Origin of the sequence: Tenacibaculum litoreum (assembly GCF_964513915.1) — a bacterium.
GTDB lineage: Bacteria > Bacteroidota > Bacteroidia > Flavobacteriales > Flavobacteriaceae > Polaribacter > Polaribacter litoreum.
The window spans coordinates 986,327-1,003,138 of the sequence record NZ_CAZEQS010000003.1 but is presented as its reverse complement, the minus strand read 5'-3'; the positions used below and the strand labels follow the sequence as shown (position 1 = coordinate 1,003,138).

15 protein-coding genes are annotated in these 16,812 nt (G+C 32.3%); 9 read left to right on the top strand and 6 right to left on the bottom strand.

The window, feature by feature from the left end:
• Positions 1-13: 13 nt before the first annotated feature.
• From ACKTTR_RS10590 to ACKTTR_RS10570, 5 genes are all read right to left on the bottom strand, one after another.
• Positions 14-400, bottom strand: a complete 387-nt coding sequence (locus tag ACKTTR_RS10590) for a lipocalin family protein (protein ID WP_408027811.1) — start codon at positions 398-400, stop codon at positions 14-16.
• Positions 401-434: 34 nt separating this feature from the next.
• Positions 435-1,025, bottom strand: coding sequence for a CopD family protein (locus ACKTTR_RS10585; RefSeq protein WP_408027810.1), 591 nt, complete (start codon positions 1,023-1,025; stop codon positions 435-437).
• A 163-nt stretch (positions 1,026-1,188) separates the two neighbouring features.
• A complete protein-coding gene (gene hemH / locus ACKTTR_RS10580; protein WP_408027809.1) occupies positions 1,189-2,226 on the bottom strand; it encodes a ferrochelatase in 1,038 nt (345 codons plus the stop codon).
• 13 nt (positions 2,227-2,239) lie between these two features.
• The gene (locus ACKTTR_RS10575; protein WP_408027808.1) at positions 2,240-2,755 is read right to left on the bottom strand and encodes a TrmH family RNA methyltransferase; all 516 of its coding nucleotides are present in this window, start codon (positions 2,753-2,755) and stop codon (positions 2,240-2,242) included.
• Positions 2,756-2,837: 82 nt separating this feature from the next.
• A complete protein-coding gene (locus ACKTTR_RS10570; protein ID WP_125345272.1) occupies positions 2,838-3,722 on the bottom strand; it encodes a helix-turn-helix transcriptional regulator in 885 nt (294 codons plus the stop codon).
• Between the two features lie 211 nt (positions 3,723-3,933).
• Here ACKTTR_RS10570 and hemA point away from each other — a divergent pair, with 211 nt between their 5' ends.
• The 8 genes from hemA (at position 3,934) to hemF (ending at position 12,577) form a co-directional block, all read left to right on the top strand.
• Positions 3,934-5,205, top strand: a complete 1,272-nt coding sequence (gene hemA / locus ACKTTR_RS10565) for a glutamyl-tRNA reductase (protein ID WP_408027807.1) — start codon at positions 3,934-3,936, stop codon at positions 5,203-5,205.
• Positions 5,189-6,775 carry a hydroxymethylbilane synthase gene (hemC, locus tag ACKTTR_RS10560; RefSeq protein ID WP_167714016.1) on the top strand — a complete coding sequence of 529 codons (1,587 nt, stop codon included), beginning with the start codon at positions 5,189-5,191 and terminating at the stop codon, positions 6,773-6,775. Before hemA ends, hemC begins: the two co-directional genes overlap by 17 nt.
• Before the next feature lie 3 nt (positions 6,776-6,778).
• Positions 6,779-7,741: a porphobilinogen synthase gene (hemB, locus tag ACKTTR_RS10555; protein WP_408027806.1), complete on the top strand. Its 963-nt coding sequence runs from the start codon at positions 6,779-6,781 to the stop codon at positions 7,739-7,741.
• A 58-nt stretch (positions 7,742-7,799) separates the two neighbouring features.
• A complete protein-coding gene (hemL, locus tag ACKTTR_RS10550; RefSeq protein WP_408027805.1) occupies positions 7,800-9,089 on the top strand; it encodes a glutamate-1-semialdehyde 2,1-aminomutase in 1,290 nt (429 codons plus the stop codon).
• Between the two features lie 82 nt (positions 9,090-9,171).
• Positions 9,172-10,203, top strand: a complete 1,032-nt coding sequence (hemE, locus tag ACKTTR_RS10545) for a uroporphyrinogen decarboxylase (protein WP_125067140.1) — start codon at positions 9,172-9,174, stop codon at positions 10,201-10,203.
• Positions 10,204-10,223: 20 nt separating this feature from the next.
• Positions 10,224-10,826: a TlpA family protein disulfide reductase gene (locus ACKTTR_RS10540; RefSeq protein WP_408027804.1), complete on the top strand. Its 603-nt coding sequence runs from the start codon at positions 10,224-10,226 to the stop codon at positions 10,824-10,826.
• Positions 10,827-10,897: 71 nt separating this feature from the next.
• Entirely contained in the window at positions 10,898-11,644 is a 747-nt protein-coding gene (locus tag ACKTTR_RS10535) for an EI24 domain-containing protein (RefSeq protein ID WP_408027803.1), read from the top strand.
• A 30-nt stretch (positions 11,645-11,674) separates the two neighbouring features.
• Positions 11,675-12,577 (top strand): oxygen-dependent coproporphyrinogen oxidase, encoded by a 903-nt coding sequence (hemF, locus tag ACKTTR_RS10530; RefSeq protein WP_408027802.1) that lies wholly within the window; start codon positions 11,675-11,677, stop codon positions 12,575-12,577.
• A gap of 8 nt (positions 12,578-12,585) precedes the next feature.
• On the opposite strand, the gene ACKTTR_RS10525 is transcribed toward hemF, so the two are convergent.
• Positions 12,586-15,222: a DEAD/DEAH box helicase family protein gene (locus tag ACKTTR_RS10525; RefSeq protein WP_408027801.1), complete on the bottom strand. Its 2,637-nt coding sequence runs from the start codon at positions 15,220-15,222 to the stop codon at positions 12,586-12,588.
• Positions 15,223-15,471: 249 nt separating this feature from the next.
• Between ACKTTR_RS10525 and ACKTTR_RS10520 the strand changes: the two genes are divergently transcribed.
• Positions 15,472-16,773, top strand: a complete 1,302-nt coding sequence (locus ACKTTR_RS10520; protein WP_408027800.1) for a dihydrolipoamide acetyltransferase family protein — start codon at positions 15,472-15,474, stop codon at positions 16,771-16,773.
• Positions 16,774-16,812 lie beyond the last annotated feature (39 nt).

Sequence of the window (16,812 nt, the reverse complement as noted above, 5' to 3'; positions counted from 1 at the left end):
GATAAAAACTTGATTAGTTAGGTAGTAAAACTTGATATTTTGTTGAACTCTTATTTTCTCTAAGCTCTATAGAGTTACCTTTAAAAGTTATGTGATTTTTATTAGATAATTCAAATGAAGAATTGCCAAGAGCTTTCCATGTACCAGTTATTTCTTCAGTGAAAACACAATCAATAGTAGATGCGCCCATATTGTATATTTGAGCATTGTATGTTTTATCTTCCTTAAAAGAAAATAATGTTAAAGTTCTACAATAGGGAATAGGTAGTTCTCCTGTTTCATCGTGTACAAATTTTAAATACCAATTACCAACTATAGAGTTGTCAACTATTTCGTTATTGGAAGAGCAAGAGAGTAATAGGCTCGATATAGTAATTGATAAAATTAAAATCTTTTTCATAGTACTATTATTATTTGTGTTTTCTTTTATAGAGTTATTCGTCTAGCTTTTTATCTTCATCTATCAATTCTTGCTCGTATTTATCCCAAGATTTTTTAGCTCTTACTTTTTTATAATAACGAATACCAATCATCAATAATACTCCAAATAAGATAATTCCTACAACGCCCCAAATCCAGTTGATAGCACTCTTTAAAACCACTAAAAATACAGCTGCAAATAAAATTACGGTCGGAATTTCATTAAAGGCTCGAAGTTTATTAGAGGAATACTTAATCTCGTCACGTTGCAATTCTTTATAAACTTTATGACAAAATCCGTGGTAAAAATACAGAGCCAATACGAAAGCTAGTTTTACATGCATCCAAGACATTTTTAAGTACACAGGGTTTTTATATAGCATCCAAAAAGCAAAAAAGCTGGCTAAAAATAATGAAGGCCATGTAATAATGTACCATAAACGTTTAGACATTAACTTGTATTGGGTTTGTAGTATAGTTTTTGCAGGTTCGTCTTTTTTTTCAGCCTCTACATGGTAAATAAATAAACGACCTATGTAAAATAAACCAGCAAACCAAGTAACTACAAATATGATGTGTAATGCTTTTACGTATAGAAAATCCATGAGTTTTAGTGTTTGAAAGTTGTAAAGTTACAAGTTTTTAATTTTGCTAACTGCTAATCAGGATGAAATTATCACGTCATTATCACTCTTTATAATGACACTTTTTGTTGTCATTGCAAGCCTTTTGACTGTTGCTCAAGACAGTCTAAAGCGTGGGAATCTGTTAATCGTTTGCTGTTAACTGAAATTCTTTAATCCATCCAGCTAATACATTTACCCATTCGTCATTGTCGTTAATACAAGGAACTGTATGGAATTCTTCACCACCAGCTTCTAAAAACTCGTGTTTACCTTCCATTGCAATTTCTTCTAAGGTTTCTAAACAGTCAGATACAAAGGCAGGAGTAACAATGGCTAATTTTTTAATGCCGTCTTTTTCAGCTTTGTTAACAATCGTTCTGTCTGTGTAAGGTTGTAACCAAGGATCTACTCCTAAACGTGATTGGAATGAAGTTGATACTTTATTTTCGTCTAATCCTAATTCAGAAATTACGTTTTTGGTAGTTTGATAACATTGGTGACGGTAGCAAAACTTATGAGCTTCAGAAGGAGTGTTACAACAACTTAAATTTCCTGCTTCAGGATTACAATGCGATTTTATAATATCTGACTTTCTAATGTGGCGCTCTGGTACACCGTGATAAGAGAATAAGATATGGTCGTAGTCTTTATCAGCTAAATAATCTTTTATACTATTAGATAATGCTTTGATGTATTCTGGTTTGTTGTAAAAAGCGGGTACATCTGTAATCTTCATGTTTGGGAAAAACCCTTTTCTCAGTTCTTCAGCTAACACCAAAATAGTCTCAGTTGTTGCCATGGCAAACTGAGGGTATAACGGAACCAATAAAACTTCAGTAACACCTTTGTCATGTAGCTCTTGTAATCCACTTTTAATTGATGGATTTCCGTAGCGCATAGCTAAAGCAACAGGAAGTTCCGTTTTTGCTTGTACTTTGTTTTGTAAACGCTCAGATAAAACGATTAAAGGAGAGCCTTCTTTCCACCAGATTTTTTGATAAGCCTCAGCTGATTTTTTGGGACGGGTATTTAAAATAATACCTTTAACAATAAATGTTCTTAACCAATAAGGAACGTCAATAACACGTTCATCCATTAAAAATTCCCCTAAGTATTTTTTTACATCTTTTGGGTTTGTACTTTCTGGTGATCCAAGGTTTACTAATAAAACTCCTTTCATATTTTGGCTGAATTTATTTCAGAATCTTTTTATTTAATTGGTTTGTTGTTTCGTATAGAGCAATAGCTAAACTATGAATTACATTCATACTAGAATTACGCCCATACATTGGTATAGCTACTGTTGCATCTACTAAGTTAACGTTTTCTATACCATTTCTTTCGCTACCCAAAAGTAACACAATTTTAGAATGTGAAGTGAAATCGTAATCGCTAATATTTATACTTTCATCGGTAATTTCAATTCCAATAATAGTATTTCCTTCTTCTTTTAATTTATGTATAAGTTGTTCAAAATTACCGTAGGTATCATGTGGTATTTGTTGAATAGTATTTCGAGCTGTTTTCTTAACAATTCTATTGTCTATAGAAGGAGAACTTTCGTGTAAATAGATTTTGGATATTCCAAAACTTTCTGAAATGCGAAAACACATTCCTATATTTTCAGGAGTACGGATAGCATCACAAACTATAGTTACTGGAAAATTTTGTTGGCTGTTTTCTATGTCGTAATGAGTGAGTTGTTTCATTTTTAGTTAAAAGTTGTAAGTTTTTAATTTTGTCTACTGTCTACTGTCTACTGTCTACTGTCTACTGTCTACTGTCTACTGTCTACTGAGTTAAACTCATTACATATTGCTTAGGAGTGGTGCCAAACTTCTTCTTAAAAGCGGCAATAAAATGACTAGAAGTACTATATCCAACCTGTAAACCTACTTCGTTTACGTTGTATTGGTTACTTTCTAAAAGCTTTCTAGCATGGTCCATTTTATAGTCGAATAAGAAGCTATATACAGTATCTCCGTAAATTTGTTTGAATCCTTCTTTTAACTTTTTAAGATTTAAACCTACTTCGTTAGATAAATCTTGTAAACTTGGTGGTTCACTCATTCTAGCAATGATAATATCTTTTGCTTTTCTAATTTTTAAAACCTCACGATCATCAACCAAAAAAGGGCAATATTCCTCATTGGTGTTCTCACCACTGTCAAAATGTAAACTCAATAATTCGTATGTTTTACCCTTAATATATAGGTCACGCATTGAACTTTGGTTTTTTGCCGTTAAAATTTGTTGAAGTACCAATAAAACGTTAGCGTTTATTTCTGCATTATCGTAATACTTTTTGTTTTTATTGTTCTCACTTAAAAAAGGTATATAGCTAGCTTCTTTAGAGAAAAAAGCGTGAAATTTTTCAATAGAAATTAAAACAGAAACCAAAGAGGTTTTAGGTAGTATTTCTAAGTTAATTGGTAAATCTTGTTGTGGGTTGTATAAGAAGATAGAATGCTTGTCTAAAACATTAAAAGTATAACTATTATTGTTAAAGTGGAATTTGCAATTACCTTTAACACAGTAGTGTAGTTGTATATAAGAGTTGTCTATATCTCTTTTAAAAAACTCTGTTTTGTCAGAGTTATTTTGGAATTTTAGTACAAAAAAACCTTGTTCTATAGGAACTTCTCTAAATGTACTTTCTGCGATGTTTTTTGACATGGATTCAGTGGTTTTTATAAAGCTTGCTATTTAGAATGATTCTAAAATAAAATGTTTCTCCTAGTCTATTTTACTGCAAAAATACACTTTTGCGTAAGTTTTAGAGGTGTTTTTAAGTGAAAAAACGAATAGCGACATTAAAAGTTCTTTTAGCGATACTTTTTTTTGTTCAATATTTATATTTTTGACCGACTTTTTTGAAGAAGACTCAATGACAGTAGAAAATAAACATCATAGTAATTTATACAACATAGGCGTTAGTTATAAAAAGGCTGATGCTGCGATTAGGGGGAAGTTTAGTATTTCTAAAGAAAATCAAATACAACTTTTAGAAGAAGCAAAACAAAAAGGAGTAGACGGAATTTTTGTATTGTCTACTTGTAATAGAACTGAGATTTGTGGTTTTGCAGAACACCCTTTTCAGTTAATAAGTATGTTGTGTAAGTACTCAAATGGTTCGGTAGAAGAATTTGCAAACGTATCAAACGTATATAAAAATAAAGAAGCTATTAATCATCTGTTTAGAATGGGAACAGGATTAGATAGCCAGATTTTAGGAGACTACGAAATAGTTGGTCAGTTGCGTCAGGCATTTAAACAGGCTAAAGAAGTAGGAACTACAAATGCATACTTTGAGCGTTTATTAAACCATGTAATGCAAGCAAGCAAGCGAGTTAAAAATGAAACAAAATTAAGTTCAGGGACTACTTCGGTGTCGTATGCAGCTGTTCAGTACTTGATTAATAATTTGTCAGATTATAACTCGAAAAATATTTTAGTATTTGGTTTGGGGAAGATGGGGAAGCATACCTGTAAAAACCTAGCAGAGTATACACAAAATACATCGGTAAGCTTACTTAATAGAACGGAAGAAAAAACAACAGAATTTGTAAAAGAACACAATTCTATTAGAAAAGCGTCGTATGCAAATTTAGCAGAAGAAGTTTCTAATAGCGATGTATTAATCGTTTCTACAGGAGCTAGTTTTCCTACAATTACAAAAGAACATGTTCCAACAGATAAAGAATTATTGATTTTAGATTTATCAATGCCAGCGAATGTGTCAAAAGAAGTTGCTGATTTAGATAATGTAACGATGGTGAATGTAGATGATCTTTCAAAAATAACAGACGAAACGTTAGCTATTCGTCAACAAGAAGTACCCCTTGCAGAGGCAATTATTGAAACTCATAATCAAGAATTTCAAGAATGGTTAAATCACAGAAGATTTACCCCAGCTATTACTGCTTTAAAAGAATCGTTACAAAGCATTCAACAAGGAGAAATAGCTTTCCATAAGAAGAAAATTAAAAATTTTGATGAAGAACAGGCAGAAATATTAACATCAAGATTTATTCAAAAAATAACCACACAATTTGTAAAACACTTAAAAGACGAAGAGACTTCGGTAAATACGAGTATTGAAGTAATGGCTAAAGTGTTCGGAGCAAATTTAGAATCCATCCATGCAGAAGATAATTAGAATAGGTACACGCGATAGCCAATTGGCTATGTGGCAAGCAAAAAAAGTTCAAAAACTTTTAGAAGAATTAGGTCATCAAACTCAATTAATCCCCGTTAAAGCAACGGGTGATTTAGTTTTAGATAAACCCCTTTACGAATTAGGAATCACAGGGATTTTTACTAAAAATTTAGATATCGCCATGTTGAATGACGATATTGATATTGCAGTACATTCTATGAAAGATGTTCCTACTGTATTGCCAGAAGGTATTATACAAGCAGCGGTTTTAAAACGTGCGAATTATAACGATATTTTGTTGTTAAAAGACAATGAAGAGTTCATGGCACAACCTAACGGAGTAATTGCTACAGGTAGTTTACGTAGAAAAGCACAATGGTTAAACCGTTACCCAACACATACCGTAGAAGGTTTACGTGGAAATGTAAATACGCGTTTACAAAAGTTAGAAGATAACGATTGGAACGGTGCTATTTTTGCTGCGGCGGGACTAGAAAGAGTTGGTTTACGACCTAAAGGAGCCGTTAATTTAACGTGGATGATTCCAGCACCAGCTCAAGGTGCAATTATGATTACTGCTTTAGAGGAGAATGAAGAAATCAAAGAGATTTGTGCTGAATTAAATGACAAAGACACTGAGATTTGTACAGGTATAGAACGTGAGTTCTTAAATCGTTTAGAAGGTGGATGTACAGCACCTATTGGGGCATTAGCTTTTATAAATGAAAAAGAAGAAGAAATTAACTTTAAAGGAATTTTATTGAGTAGAGATGGTAAAAAGAAAATTGAAGTTAGTAAAAAAGTAAAAGTAGGAAAGCATAAATATATTGCAAAAGATTGCGCTAATTATGTGATTGATAAAGGAGGGAAGTTAATTATGATGGAAGACGAAGGAATTGAAAAACAATTTTCAATTTATTCGACTAAAAAACTATCTGAAGCGCAAAAGAAATTATTACCTACACACATGAGTGTTCAGGATAGTGATTTTATTAAAATTCGCTTTAACAGAATTGCTCCTAAAGTAGTTAAAGAAGAAATTGAACATGTAATTATTACCAGTAAAAATGGAGTAGAAGCATTGCTAAACTCATTTACTTCAGATGAATTACAATTTAAAAATATTTACTGTGTTGGAAGAAGAACTAAAAAGTTAATCGAACAACGTATCGGAAAAGTAACGCATTCAGAAAGAAACGCTAAAAAACTATCAGAATATTTATCAAAAGAGTTGAAAGGACAAGAGGTAACTTACTTCTGTAGTAATTTACGTTTAGAAACTTTACCACTTATTTTAAAAGCAAACGAAATTATTGTAAATGAAGTAGAAGCTTATAAAACCATGTACAGTCCAGCAAAAGTTGATGAAAAAGTAAACGGAGTACTGTTTTACAGCCCATCAACAGTTGAGAGCTATATGGAAAAAAACACTGCTGATAAAATAGCTTTTTGTATTGGAGATAGTACTGCTAATGAAGCAAAAAAACATTTTAAAGAAGTACAAATAGCAAAGATGCCAACTGTAGAAAGTGTACTAGAGTTGGTAAACCTTCACTTTGTAAAAGAATAAACTATGTTTAGAACACGCAGACTAAGAAAAACAGAAAACATCCGTCGTTTAGTTAGAGAAAACAAGCTATCGGTAGATGATTTTATATATCCATTATTTATAGAAGAAGGAACAGGTATTGAAACAGAAATTCCTTCCATGCCAGGAATCAACCGTTACTCATTAGATACCATTTCTAAAGAATTAGACGAAGTTGTAGCCTTAAAAATTCCAGCAGTACTGTTATTCGGTATCCCATCTAAAAAAGATGATGAAGGTACTGAAACTTGGAACGATAACGGAATCATGCAACAAGCTATCCGATTCATAAAAAAGAACTATCCAAGTTTATATGTAATTACTGATGTATGTTTTTGTGAATACACTTCACATGGTCATTGCGGAGTAATACACGATAATGATGTAGATAACGATGCTACTTTAGTAAACTTAGCAAAGCAAACTGTATCACATGCGAAGGCTGGAGCAGACATGGTAGCGCCATCAGGAATGATGGACGGTGCTATAGCTATGATGCGTGAATCGTTAGACAATACTGGTTTTGCAAACTTACCAATCATGGGGTATTCTGTAAAATATGCTTCAGGTTTTTATGGACCTTTTAGAGAAGCAGTAGATTCAGCACCGTCATTTGGAGATAGAAGAACTTATCAAATGGATCCTTCTAATAGAGATGAAGGATTACGTGAGGCAACTTTTGATGACGAAGAAGGAGCAGATATTTTAATGGTAAAACCAGCTTTATCATATTTAGATATCATTAGAGATCTAAAAAACAATTTTGATAGACCTATTGCTTGCTATAATGTGAGTGGGGAATATTCAATGGTAAAAGCAGCTGCTGAAAAAGGATGGATTGATGGTGAAAAAGTAATGATGGAGAGCTTACTTTCTATGAAAAGAGCAGGAGCAGATATTATCATTACCTACTTTGCAAAAGAAGCTGCGAAAGTTTTAATGAGATAATTTGAAAATGAGTTAACCAACTAAAAACTCATAACTAACAACTAATAATTAGCGAAGAATGAGCTTTAAGAAATCACAAGAATTATATAATAAAGGACTAGAAAACTTAGTAGGAGCAGTAAATTCACCAGTACGTGCATTTGCATCCGTGGGAGGAAATCCTTTGTTCATAAAAAGTGCAAAAGGGAGTAAGATAACAGATGTTGATAATAATTCGTACATCGATTTAGTGTTGTCTTATGGTCCAATGATTTTAGGACACCGCCATAAAAAAGTAGAAAAAGCTATTAGAAAAGCTTTGAAAAAAGGATATTCTTTTGGAGCATCAACAAAAGGTGAAATTAAATTAGCAAAAATTGTTTGTGATGCTTTCCCAGGAATGGACAAAGTACGTTTTGTAAATTCTGGTACTGAAGCGGTATTAAGTGGAATTCGTTTAGCAAGAGCATACACAGGAAAAGATAAAATAATCAAGTTTGCTGGTTGTTATCATGGACACCAAGATGCGTTACTAGTAGCAGCAGGTTCAGGTTTAGCTACGTTAAGCTTACCAGGAAGTAAAGGAGTGCCAGAAGGAGCTGTAAAGAATACGTTGATAGCTAATTACAATGACTTAGAAAGTGTAAAAGCACATTTTGAAGCACACGATGATATTGCAGGAGTTATTTTAGAGCCTATTGCAGGAAATATGGGAGTAGTGACTCCACAAGATGACTTCTTAAAAGAATTAAAAGAGTATGTAAACTCAAAAGGAGCTTTATTAATTATTGATGAGGTAATGACAGGGTTTCGTTCTAAGTTTGGAGGAGCACAAGAAGTATTAGGTGTAGAAGCAGATATTACTTGTTTAGGAAAAGTAATTGGAGGTGGATTTCCAGTAGGTGCATATGGAGCACGTAATGAAATTATGGAAACAGTTGCCCCTTTAGGAGGAATGTATCAAGCAGGAACTTTGTCAGGGAATCCAATTGCAATGGCAGCGGGAATTTCAACCTTAACAGAGTTAAAGAAACAAAATCCATATGAAAAGTTTAATGAGATTGCTCAAATTATTGAGGTATTCTTGTTAGAATCAGCAAAAAAGCATGGGGTTGAAATTACAGTTAACCGATTTGGTTCAATGATTAACCCATTTTTTACCAATAAAAAAGTAATCAATTTTGAAGATGCGCAAACTTCAGACACAAAGAAGTATGCTACTTTTTTCTGGGAAATGATTAAAAATGGTGTGTTTTTACCGCCAAGTCAGTTTGAAGCTTGGTTTTTGTCATCAGCATTAACAGAAAAAGATATTCAAGAGATAGCTAATGCCATTGATAAGTCGATGGAAGCAGTATCAAAAATGTAGAATAAATAATTGTCATTACAAAGAAGTGTAGCCAAGTTAATGTAAAACAGCTTCACTCTGTTTGCAATGACGTAGAAAAGATATGATAAAAAACGATTTATTTTTAAGAGCTTTAAAAGGAGAAACAGTTGACCGTCCACCAGTATGGATGATGCGTCAAGCAGGAAGATATTTGCCGGAGTTTATGGAGATTCGTGAAAAGTATGATTTCTTTACACGTTGTAGAACTCCAGAATTAGCATCAGAAATTACTGTACAACCAATTCGTAGGTACGGAATGGATGCAGCTATATTATTCTCAGATATTTTAGTAATTCCACAAGCAATGAATATTGAAGTGGAAATGAAACCTAATTTTGGTCCATATTTACCAAATCCTGTAAGAGATAAAAAAGGCTTAGATAGTGTAATTATACCTGATATTCATGAAGAACTAGGGTATGTAATGGATGCTATTAAAGCAACTAAAGAAAAGCTGAATGATGAAATACCGTTGATAGGTTTTGCAGGGTCTCCATGGACAATTTTATGTTATGTTGTACAAGGGCAAGGATCAAAAAACTTTGATAAAGCAAAAGAATTTTGTTTCACTCAACCAGTTTTGGCACACGAATTGCTTCAGAAGATAACAGATACCACGATTGCTTATTTAAAAGAAAAGGTAAAAGCAGGTGTGAATGCAGTACAAGTTTTTGATTCTTGGGGAGGAATGTTATCTCCAACTGATTATCAAGAGTTTTCATGGCAATACATTAATCAAATAATAGAAGCATTAAAAGACGATGCACCAGTAATAGCTTTTGGTAAAGGATGTTGGTTTGCCTTACATGAAATGGCACAATCAAATGCTTCAGCTTTAGGAGTAGACTGGACGTGTTCAGCAAGAAATGCGCGCTATTTAACAGGAGGAAATATTACATTGCAAGGTAATTTTGACCCTTCAAGATTATTGTCTCCACCGGCTGAAATAAAAAAGATGGTACACCAAATGATAAATGAGTTTGGTAAAGACAAATATATTGTTAACTTGGGGCACGGAATTTTACCGAATATCCCGCTAGAGAATGCAAAAGCATTTATTGATGCGGTAAAAGAGTATAAAGCCGACAGATAACCCCTTTTAAATAATTAAAAATGAAGAAATTATCTTTTGTTTTGATGTGTTTTTTAACAACTGTTATTTTCGCACAAAATAAAACGTATTACAATTTTGCAGTAAACAATTGTGTAGAAGAAAGTGCCGAAGGTTTGATTGATAAGTGCATTAAAGGCTCTTATTTGTTAAATTATAACTTTACTACAATGGATGGTAAAACGGTAAGTACAGACAAAATTAACAAGCCAATTGTGTTGATAGCTAATGCTACTTGGTCGGCTCCTTGTTGGGGAGATGTACCAGCCTTAAACAAAATGGTAGAAAAATATAATGATCAATTAGAGTTTATTATGATTTTCTGGGATAAGGAAGCTAAGGTTAAAAGAATGGCTGAAAAGTTAGATAAGAGAATTAAGCTAGTTCCTGCAAGAGATATTGATAAAGTTCAAAAAGGATTTTTAGATATCAGTGGTTTTGTTCACAGATTAGATTATCCAACAGCATATTTAATTGGTAAAGATAAACAGTTTATTAATGTTAAAAGAGGAGCTGCAACACCAACAAAAGAACTAGGTTGGGATAAAGTTAACGAAATCAACACTAAGAATTTTGAAGACTTTTTAGCACCAATTTTAAAGTAAATTAATTCAACAATACTTTATAGACCTCTTTCTTTATTGAAAGAGGTTTTTTATTTTCACAAAAAAAAGAAATGATACAAAATATTGTAAAAGGAATCCAAGCTTATTTCGGTGCTTTCGGAATGATTTCAAGATTAAAACTATGGAAGTATTTTATAATCCCAATGTTTATAAGCCTATTAACAGCAGCATTTGTTGGCTTTATGGCCTATACATTTTCAGATAATATAGGTCATTACATAGCTAATTTTTGGAAATGGGAATTTGGTAAAGAAACATTTGAGGTAATTAGTACTTTTTTAAGTGGATTACTTATTGTGGTAATAGGTTTGGTATTATACAAACACATTGTAATGGCGCTTTCAGCACCTTTTATGAGTCCTGTTTCAGAAAAAATTGAAGATCATCTTAGAGGAGAAGATCATACACACAGAATAACATCTTTTCAAGAACAATTAATTAGAGGGATACGAATAAATCTTAGAAATTTAACAAGAGAACTATTGTTAACAATTCCTGTTTTGTTATTAGGTTTCATTCCCGTAATTGGTATTATTTCAACCGTATTACTGTTTTTAATGCAAGCCTATTACGCTGGTTTTGGAAATATGGATTATACCTTAGAACGCCATTTTAAATACAGAGAAAGTATCAGTTTTGTAAAACAAAATAAAGGATTAGCGATAGGAAACGGAATTGTTTTTATGCTTTTTTTGTTAATCCCTGTAATTGGAGTAATCCTCGTTTTACCATTATCTGTTACTGCTGCGACTACAGAAACTATTAAGAAAATACAGCTTAAAAAATTACCAGAATAAGTACTTTTGCACTTCAACAGAAATAAACACATGAAAGAACAATTTTACGCCTATATTCAAGAATTACAAGATACTATAACATCTAAATTAGAAGAGATAGATGGTAAAGTTAAATTTCAAGAAGATTTATGGAAGCGTGCTGAAGGTGGAGGAGGTAGAACACGTGTGATTGAAAATGGAAATATTTTTGAAAAAGGTGGCGTAAATATATCTAAAGTTTTTGGTGAATTGCCTGAAGCATTAAGAAAGCAATTTGGAGTAGAAAGTGGAGACTTTTTCGCTTGTGGATTAAGTTTAGTAATCCATCCAAAGAATCCATTTGTACCAACCGTACATGCCAATTGGCGTTATTTTGAAATGTATGACGGTGAAGGAAATATTGTTACACAATGGTTTGGTGGTGGACAAGATTTAACTCCGTATTACTTATTTGAAGAAGACGCGGTACATTTTCATACGGTATGTAAAGAAGCTTGTGATAAGCACCACCCAGATTTTTATCCAAAGTTTAAAGAAACTTGTGATAACTATTTTTGGAATGCACACAGAAACGAAGCGCGTGGATTAGGAGGTTTGTTTTTCGATTATTTAAAAGAAACGAAAGAGTTCTCAATGCAAGATCGATATGATTTTGTGACTGAAGTAGGAAATAGCTTTTTAAACTCTTATGTGCCAATTGTAGAGAAAAGAAAAGATATAACCTACACTCAAGAACATAAAGATTGGCAAGAAGTACGTAGAGGTCGTTATGTAGAATTTAATTTAGTACACGATAGAGGAACACTGTTCGGGTTGAAAACTAACGGGCGTATCGAAAGTATTTTAATGAGTTTACCGCCTACTGTACAATGGAAATATAACCATCACCCAGAAGAAGGTTCAGAAGAAGCGAAATTATTAGCAGTGTTGGCTAAACCTAAAAATTGGGTGTAGTCTCAAACTTATTTCCAAACAACATTTTTCTTAGTAAGCTCATTGTTCACATTATGAATATGGAAAAGACGTGCCTTTAATAATAGTTTTCTTCCATTCATAGTTCGAGTATATACTAACTTAGATTTACCGATATGTTTGTTCCAATGAGATTGAAAAATTTGACACTCTTTTTTACGAGCACTAAAAATTTCTGGAACAGGAAAGAAGTTGTTCAATTTTAGTTTTTTACGCAACCAGTTCGTTTTTATCAATAAATACTTCGGGTTATCTATAGGTTGTAGTAGCTCATCCAAAGCCTTTATAAATAGTGTGCTTTCATATCTATTAGCCCCGTGAATAGTACAAGAAACATTTCCTTCGGCTAATAATTCGGTTTTAATTTGTATTTCATCTAACGGTGTTGTTAAATGGTCTAAATCATGAAGAGACTCCAAAATTGCAGCTGCCATTTTATCTATCTTCTTATGAATCAATCCGAAGTATACATACAATTGAACAGACTTATAAATTTTGTAACCAAATGTCAATCCTAAGGCAGATGATAATGCAAGTAGAAAGTAAACGACACCTTTTTGTAATAAAACATTAAAGTTTTTAATGATAAACTCAGGAATAAAAAAAGACAAACCAATAATAATTTCGCCTACTATATACTTTACAATATCTTGATAGTATAATTTTTTTTGCTTTGGAAATTGCTCATTCTTTTCATTATAAAAAGTAAGCTCTTTAATAACCCCTTTTCCTTTACAAATGGCATTTGTCCATCGTTGAGCGATTAAATCCCTGTTTTTAGAAAGTTCTAAAGTCTTTTTGTTTTGTTGTTGAATGTCCTTATCAATAAAACTTGTAGGAAGATGTAAACGTTCAATTCCGTTAGAAATAACAGCTTTTTCATCATTAGAAATCCCTAAAAAAGCATTGAAGCGACGAGCAAGAATTTCAAAATCTCGTCCACCTAATTCATCAGAAGTATCAATACAAGCCAAATGCCAAATTAAGCCCACTTTATTAGGGTTTTTACTATCAACTCTAATTGCACGACCACGCATTTGGTTAGAAGTAACAAATGAGCCTACAACGGAAGCTAAAATTAAACTGTTGATGGATGGAGCATCCCAACCTTCTCCTAGTAGCGATTTTGTACCTATTAAAACTTTGATATGACCAAGCTCAAAAAGTTGAGTAATAGCTTCAACAATAGTATGTTTCGATGAATTTTTACTTGTAAGAATTACATATTCGGTATCTGATTTTAAAGGAGTGTAATTGTAGTTGTCAATAGCATCAATCAAACCAATTTTAGCAATATTACTACTATGAATAATAACTAAACTTCCTGTAAGTACTGCTAAAGTACTTTTATTTTTTGTAGTTGTTCTAACGTGATGGAAAATAGGGACAACTCCTAGTTTTTTAATTTCTTTGATTTCAGGTAAAGAACAGTTTAGGTATTCTTTTCTAATATAATCCGATAAGATAACACAACGTAAATCGTCTTGTAAGTTTTGTTGTTCTTGTTGAACAATCGTAGTAATACTTTTTAATTTACTTGGACTATTACTTAATGACTTATACAAAAGCTCATTTCCTACTAAATTGACTTTATTTTTACTAAATACAGTCAATTTTCGAAGCCTTTTTTCTAAAGTATTAAGATAAACTTCATGCTCAAGAAGGTAATCGCGATCAGTTACCAATAAATGTTGGAACAAAACTTGAACCCATTCATTCGTAATTGAAGGGAATTCAATTTTTTCCTTTTTATCAAAGCCCAATACTTCTAGTTTTTCAATAGGAATAGTTTCTTTTGCTTCGTGTAAGAAAATTAATAGAGAAGAAAAGAAGTCAGAAAACCTGTAGAGTTCTTCTAAGTTTTCCTCCGTTTTAGCGTAAAATCGATGTTGTTTTAGAAAAGAAATAAATTCTTTATCGTTTAAAATATCAGTAACAAACTGAGCAACTCTTAATCGAAAATCGGTAATAAAATTAATTTCTTGATCTTCTGGTTTAGACAGAAAAACTAAATCTTGATGCGGACAAAGATTGTGTTCTTTTACTAAATCGGGAACCACAATTTCGTCGTCAATTTCTCCACAAAGCTTAAAATACTTTTGAATTTCTGAGATTTCACTATCGTATGGTGGAGTAGCAGTTAAAGCAACAACAGTTTGTATGTGTTGCTCTTTCAAATCATACAAACATTTCCACCAAGCATTTTTCAAATGATGAGCTTCATCTAATAACAAAACTTCTATTTGATGTTTTTTGAAGAAGTTATAATAGCCTTCTTTTGTTTCAAAAGACTTATAAAAACTGTGTAAAGCCTGATATGTAGAAAAGGTAATATCAGAAGGTTGTTTAATATCAAATGAAATCTGCTTGAAATTACAATCGGTAGTAAAAAAGTTTTGCAAACGATCTTCCCACTGATTTCTAATGGTTAAAGTTGGAGCTAAAATCAATGTTTTTTTACCGACTCTTTTAATAATTTCTATCCCTAAAATGGTTTTTCCTGAACCTGGTGGCGCTACTATATGGAAATGATTATCATTTATATGTGTAGAAAAATTTTCTAAGACCTTAGCTTGATAAGGTCTCCAGCTGAATAAGAAATTAAGATTAGCAATAGTAATGCTCAACAATTTTTAATTAGGTTAAAGAGTTCAAAAATAGAATTTTGAGCTAACAATCAAAAGTTTAATTCAATATTGAGTTATTCGTAATAATATCTGTTTTTTACAGAGATAACAATAATCTATTTATGGTTTTTAAGAGTTGAATTGAGAATAATTTAATTGATAAAGAAGGAAACTAAAATATTTAACGGATAAAATCATGAAAAAATCGTTGCTTTTTAGTAACTTCGCAAGCGTTTAAAATTATACACTATGGCTAGATACGAATTGAAGTTGCCTAAAATGGGCGAAAGTGTTGCAGAAGCAACAATAACTTCTTGGGTAAAAGAAGTTGGAGAAACTATTGATATAGATGAGACCGTTGTTGAAGTAGCTACAGATAAAGTAGATAGCGAAGTACCTAGTGAAGTAGAAGGAACCTTAGTTGAAATCTTATTTGAAAAAGATGCTGTTGTGCAAGTAGGTGAAACTATTGCAATAATAGAAACAGAGGGTGAAGAAGGAGCAACAACAGATGCACCTAAGAAAGAAGAGGTTAAACCAGAAACTGTTGCTGCAGTAGAAAAAACAGTTGAAGTAGCTAAAGAAACAGTAGCTACTACGATTGATACTTCATCAAGCGATCGTTTTTACTCACCATTAGTAAAGAGTATTGCTCAAACAGAAGGAATATCTGTAGAAGAGTTAGAAACTATAAAAGGAACAGGTAAAGAAGGTAGAGTAACTAAAAATGATATTTTATCATATTTAGAAAACAGAGGACATCAACCTAAAGTTGCGACACCAACTCCAACAGAAAAGAAATCGGCACCTCAACCTGCACCAGTGCCAGTTTCATTAAGTGGTCAAGATGAAATTATAGAAATGAGCCGTATGGGGAAATTAATCTCTAAACATATGGTTGACTCTATTCAAACATCAGCGCACGTACAGTCGTTTATTGAAATTGATGTAACTAATATTGTTAATTGGAGAAATAAGGTTAAGAATGCTTACCAACAAAGAGAAGGAGAGAAGTTAACATTTACACCAATATTTATGCAAGCTGTAGCTTCTACAATTAAGAAGCATCCTATGATAAACATTTCTGTAGATGGTGATAAAATCATTAAGAGAGGAAATGTAAACTTAGGAATGGCAGCAGCTTTACCTGATGGAAATTTAATTGTACCAGTAATTAAAAATGCTGATATGTTAAATTTAGTAGGCATGACCAAACAAGTAAACGATTTAGCATCTAGAGCTCGTGCTAATAAGTTAAAACCAGACGAAATTCAAGGAGGAACTTATACGGTAACGAATGTTGGTAGCTTTGGAAGTATTACAGGTACACCAATAATTAACCAACCTCAAGTAGCAATTTTAGCTTTAGGAGCTATTGTTAAGAAACCAGCAGTTATTGAAACTCCAGAAGGAGACTTTATAGGTATTCGTCACAAAATGATTGTTTCACACTCTTACGATCATAGAGTGGTAAATGGAGCTTTAGGAGGTATGTTTATAAAAACATTAAAAGAAATTTTAGAATCTTGGGACGTAAATCAAGATTTTTAAAAAAACAATATAATATTTTAAAAGGCTTAGGTATTTACC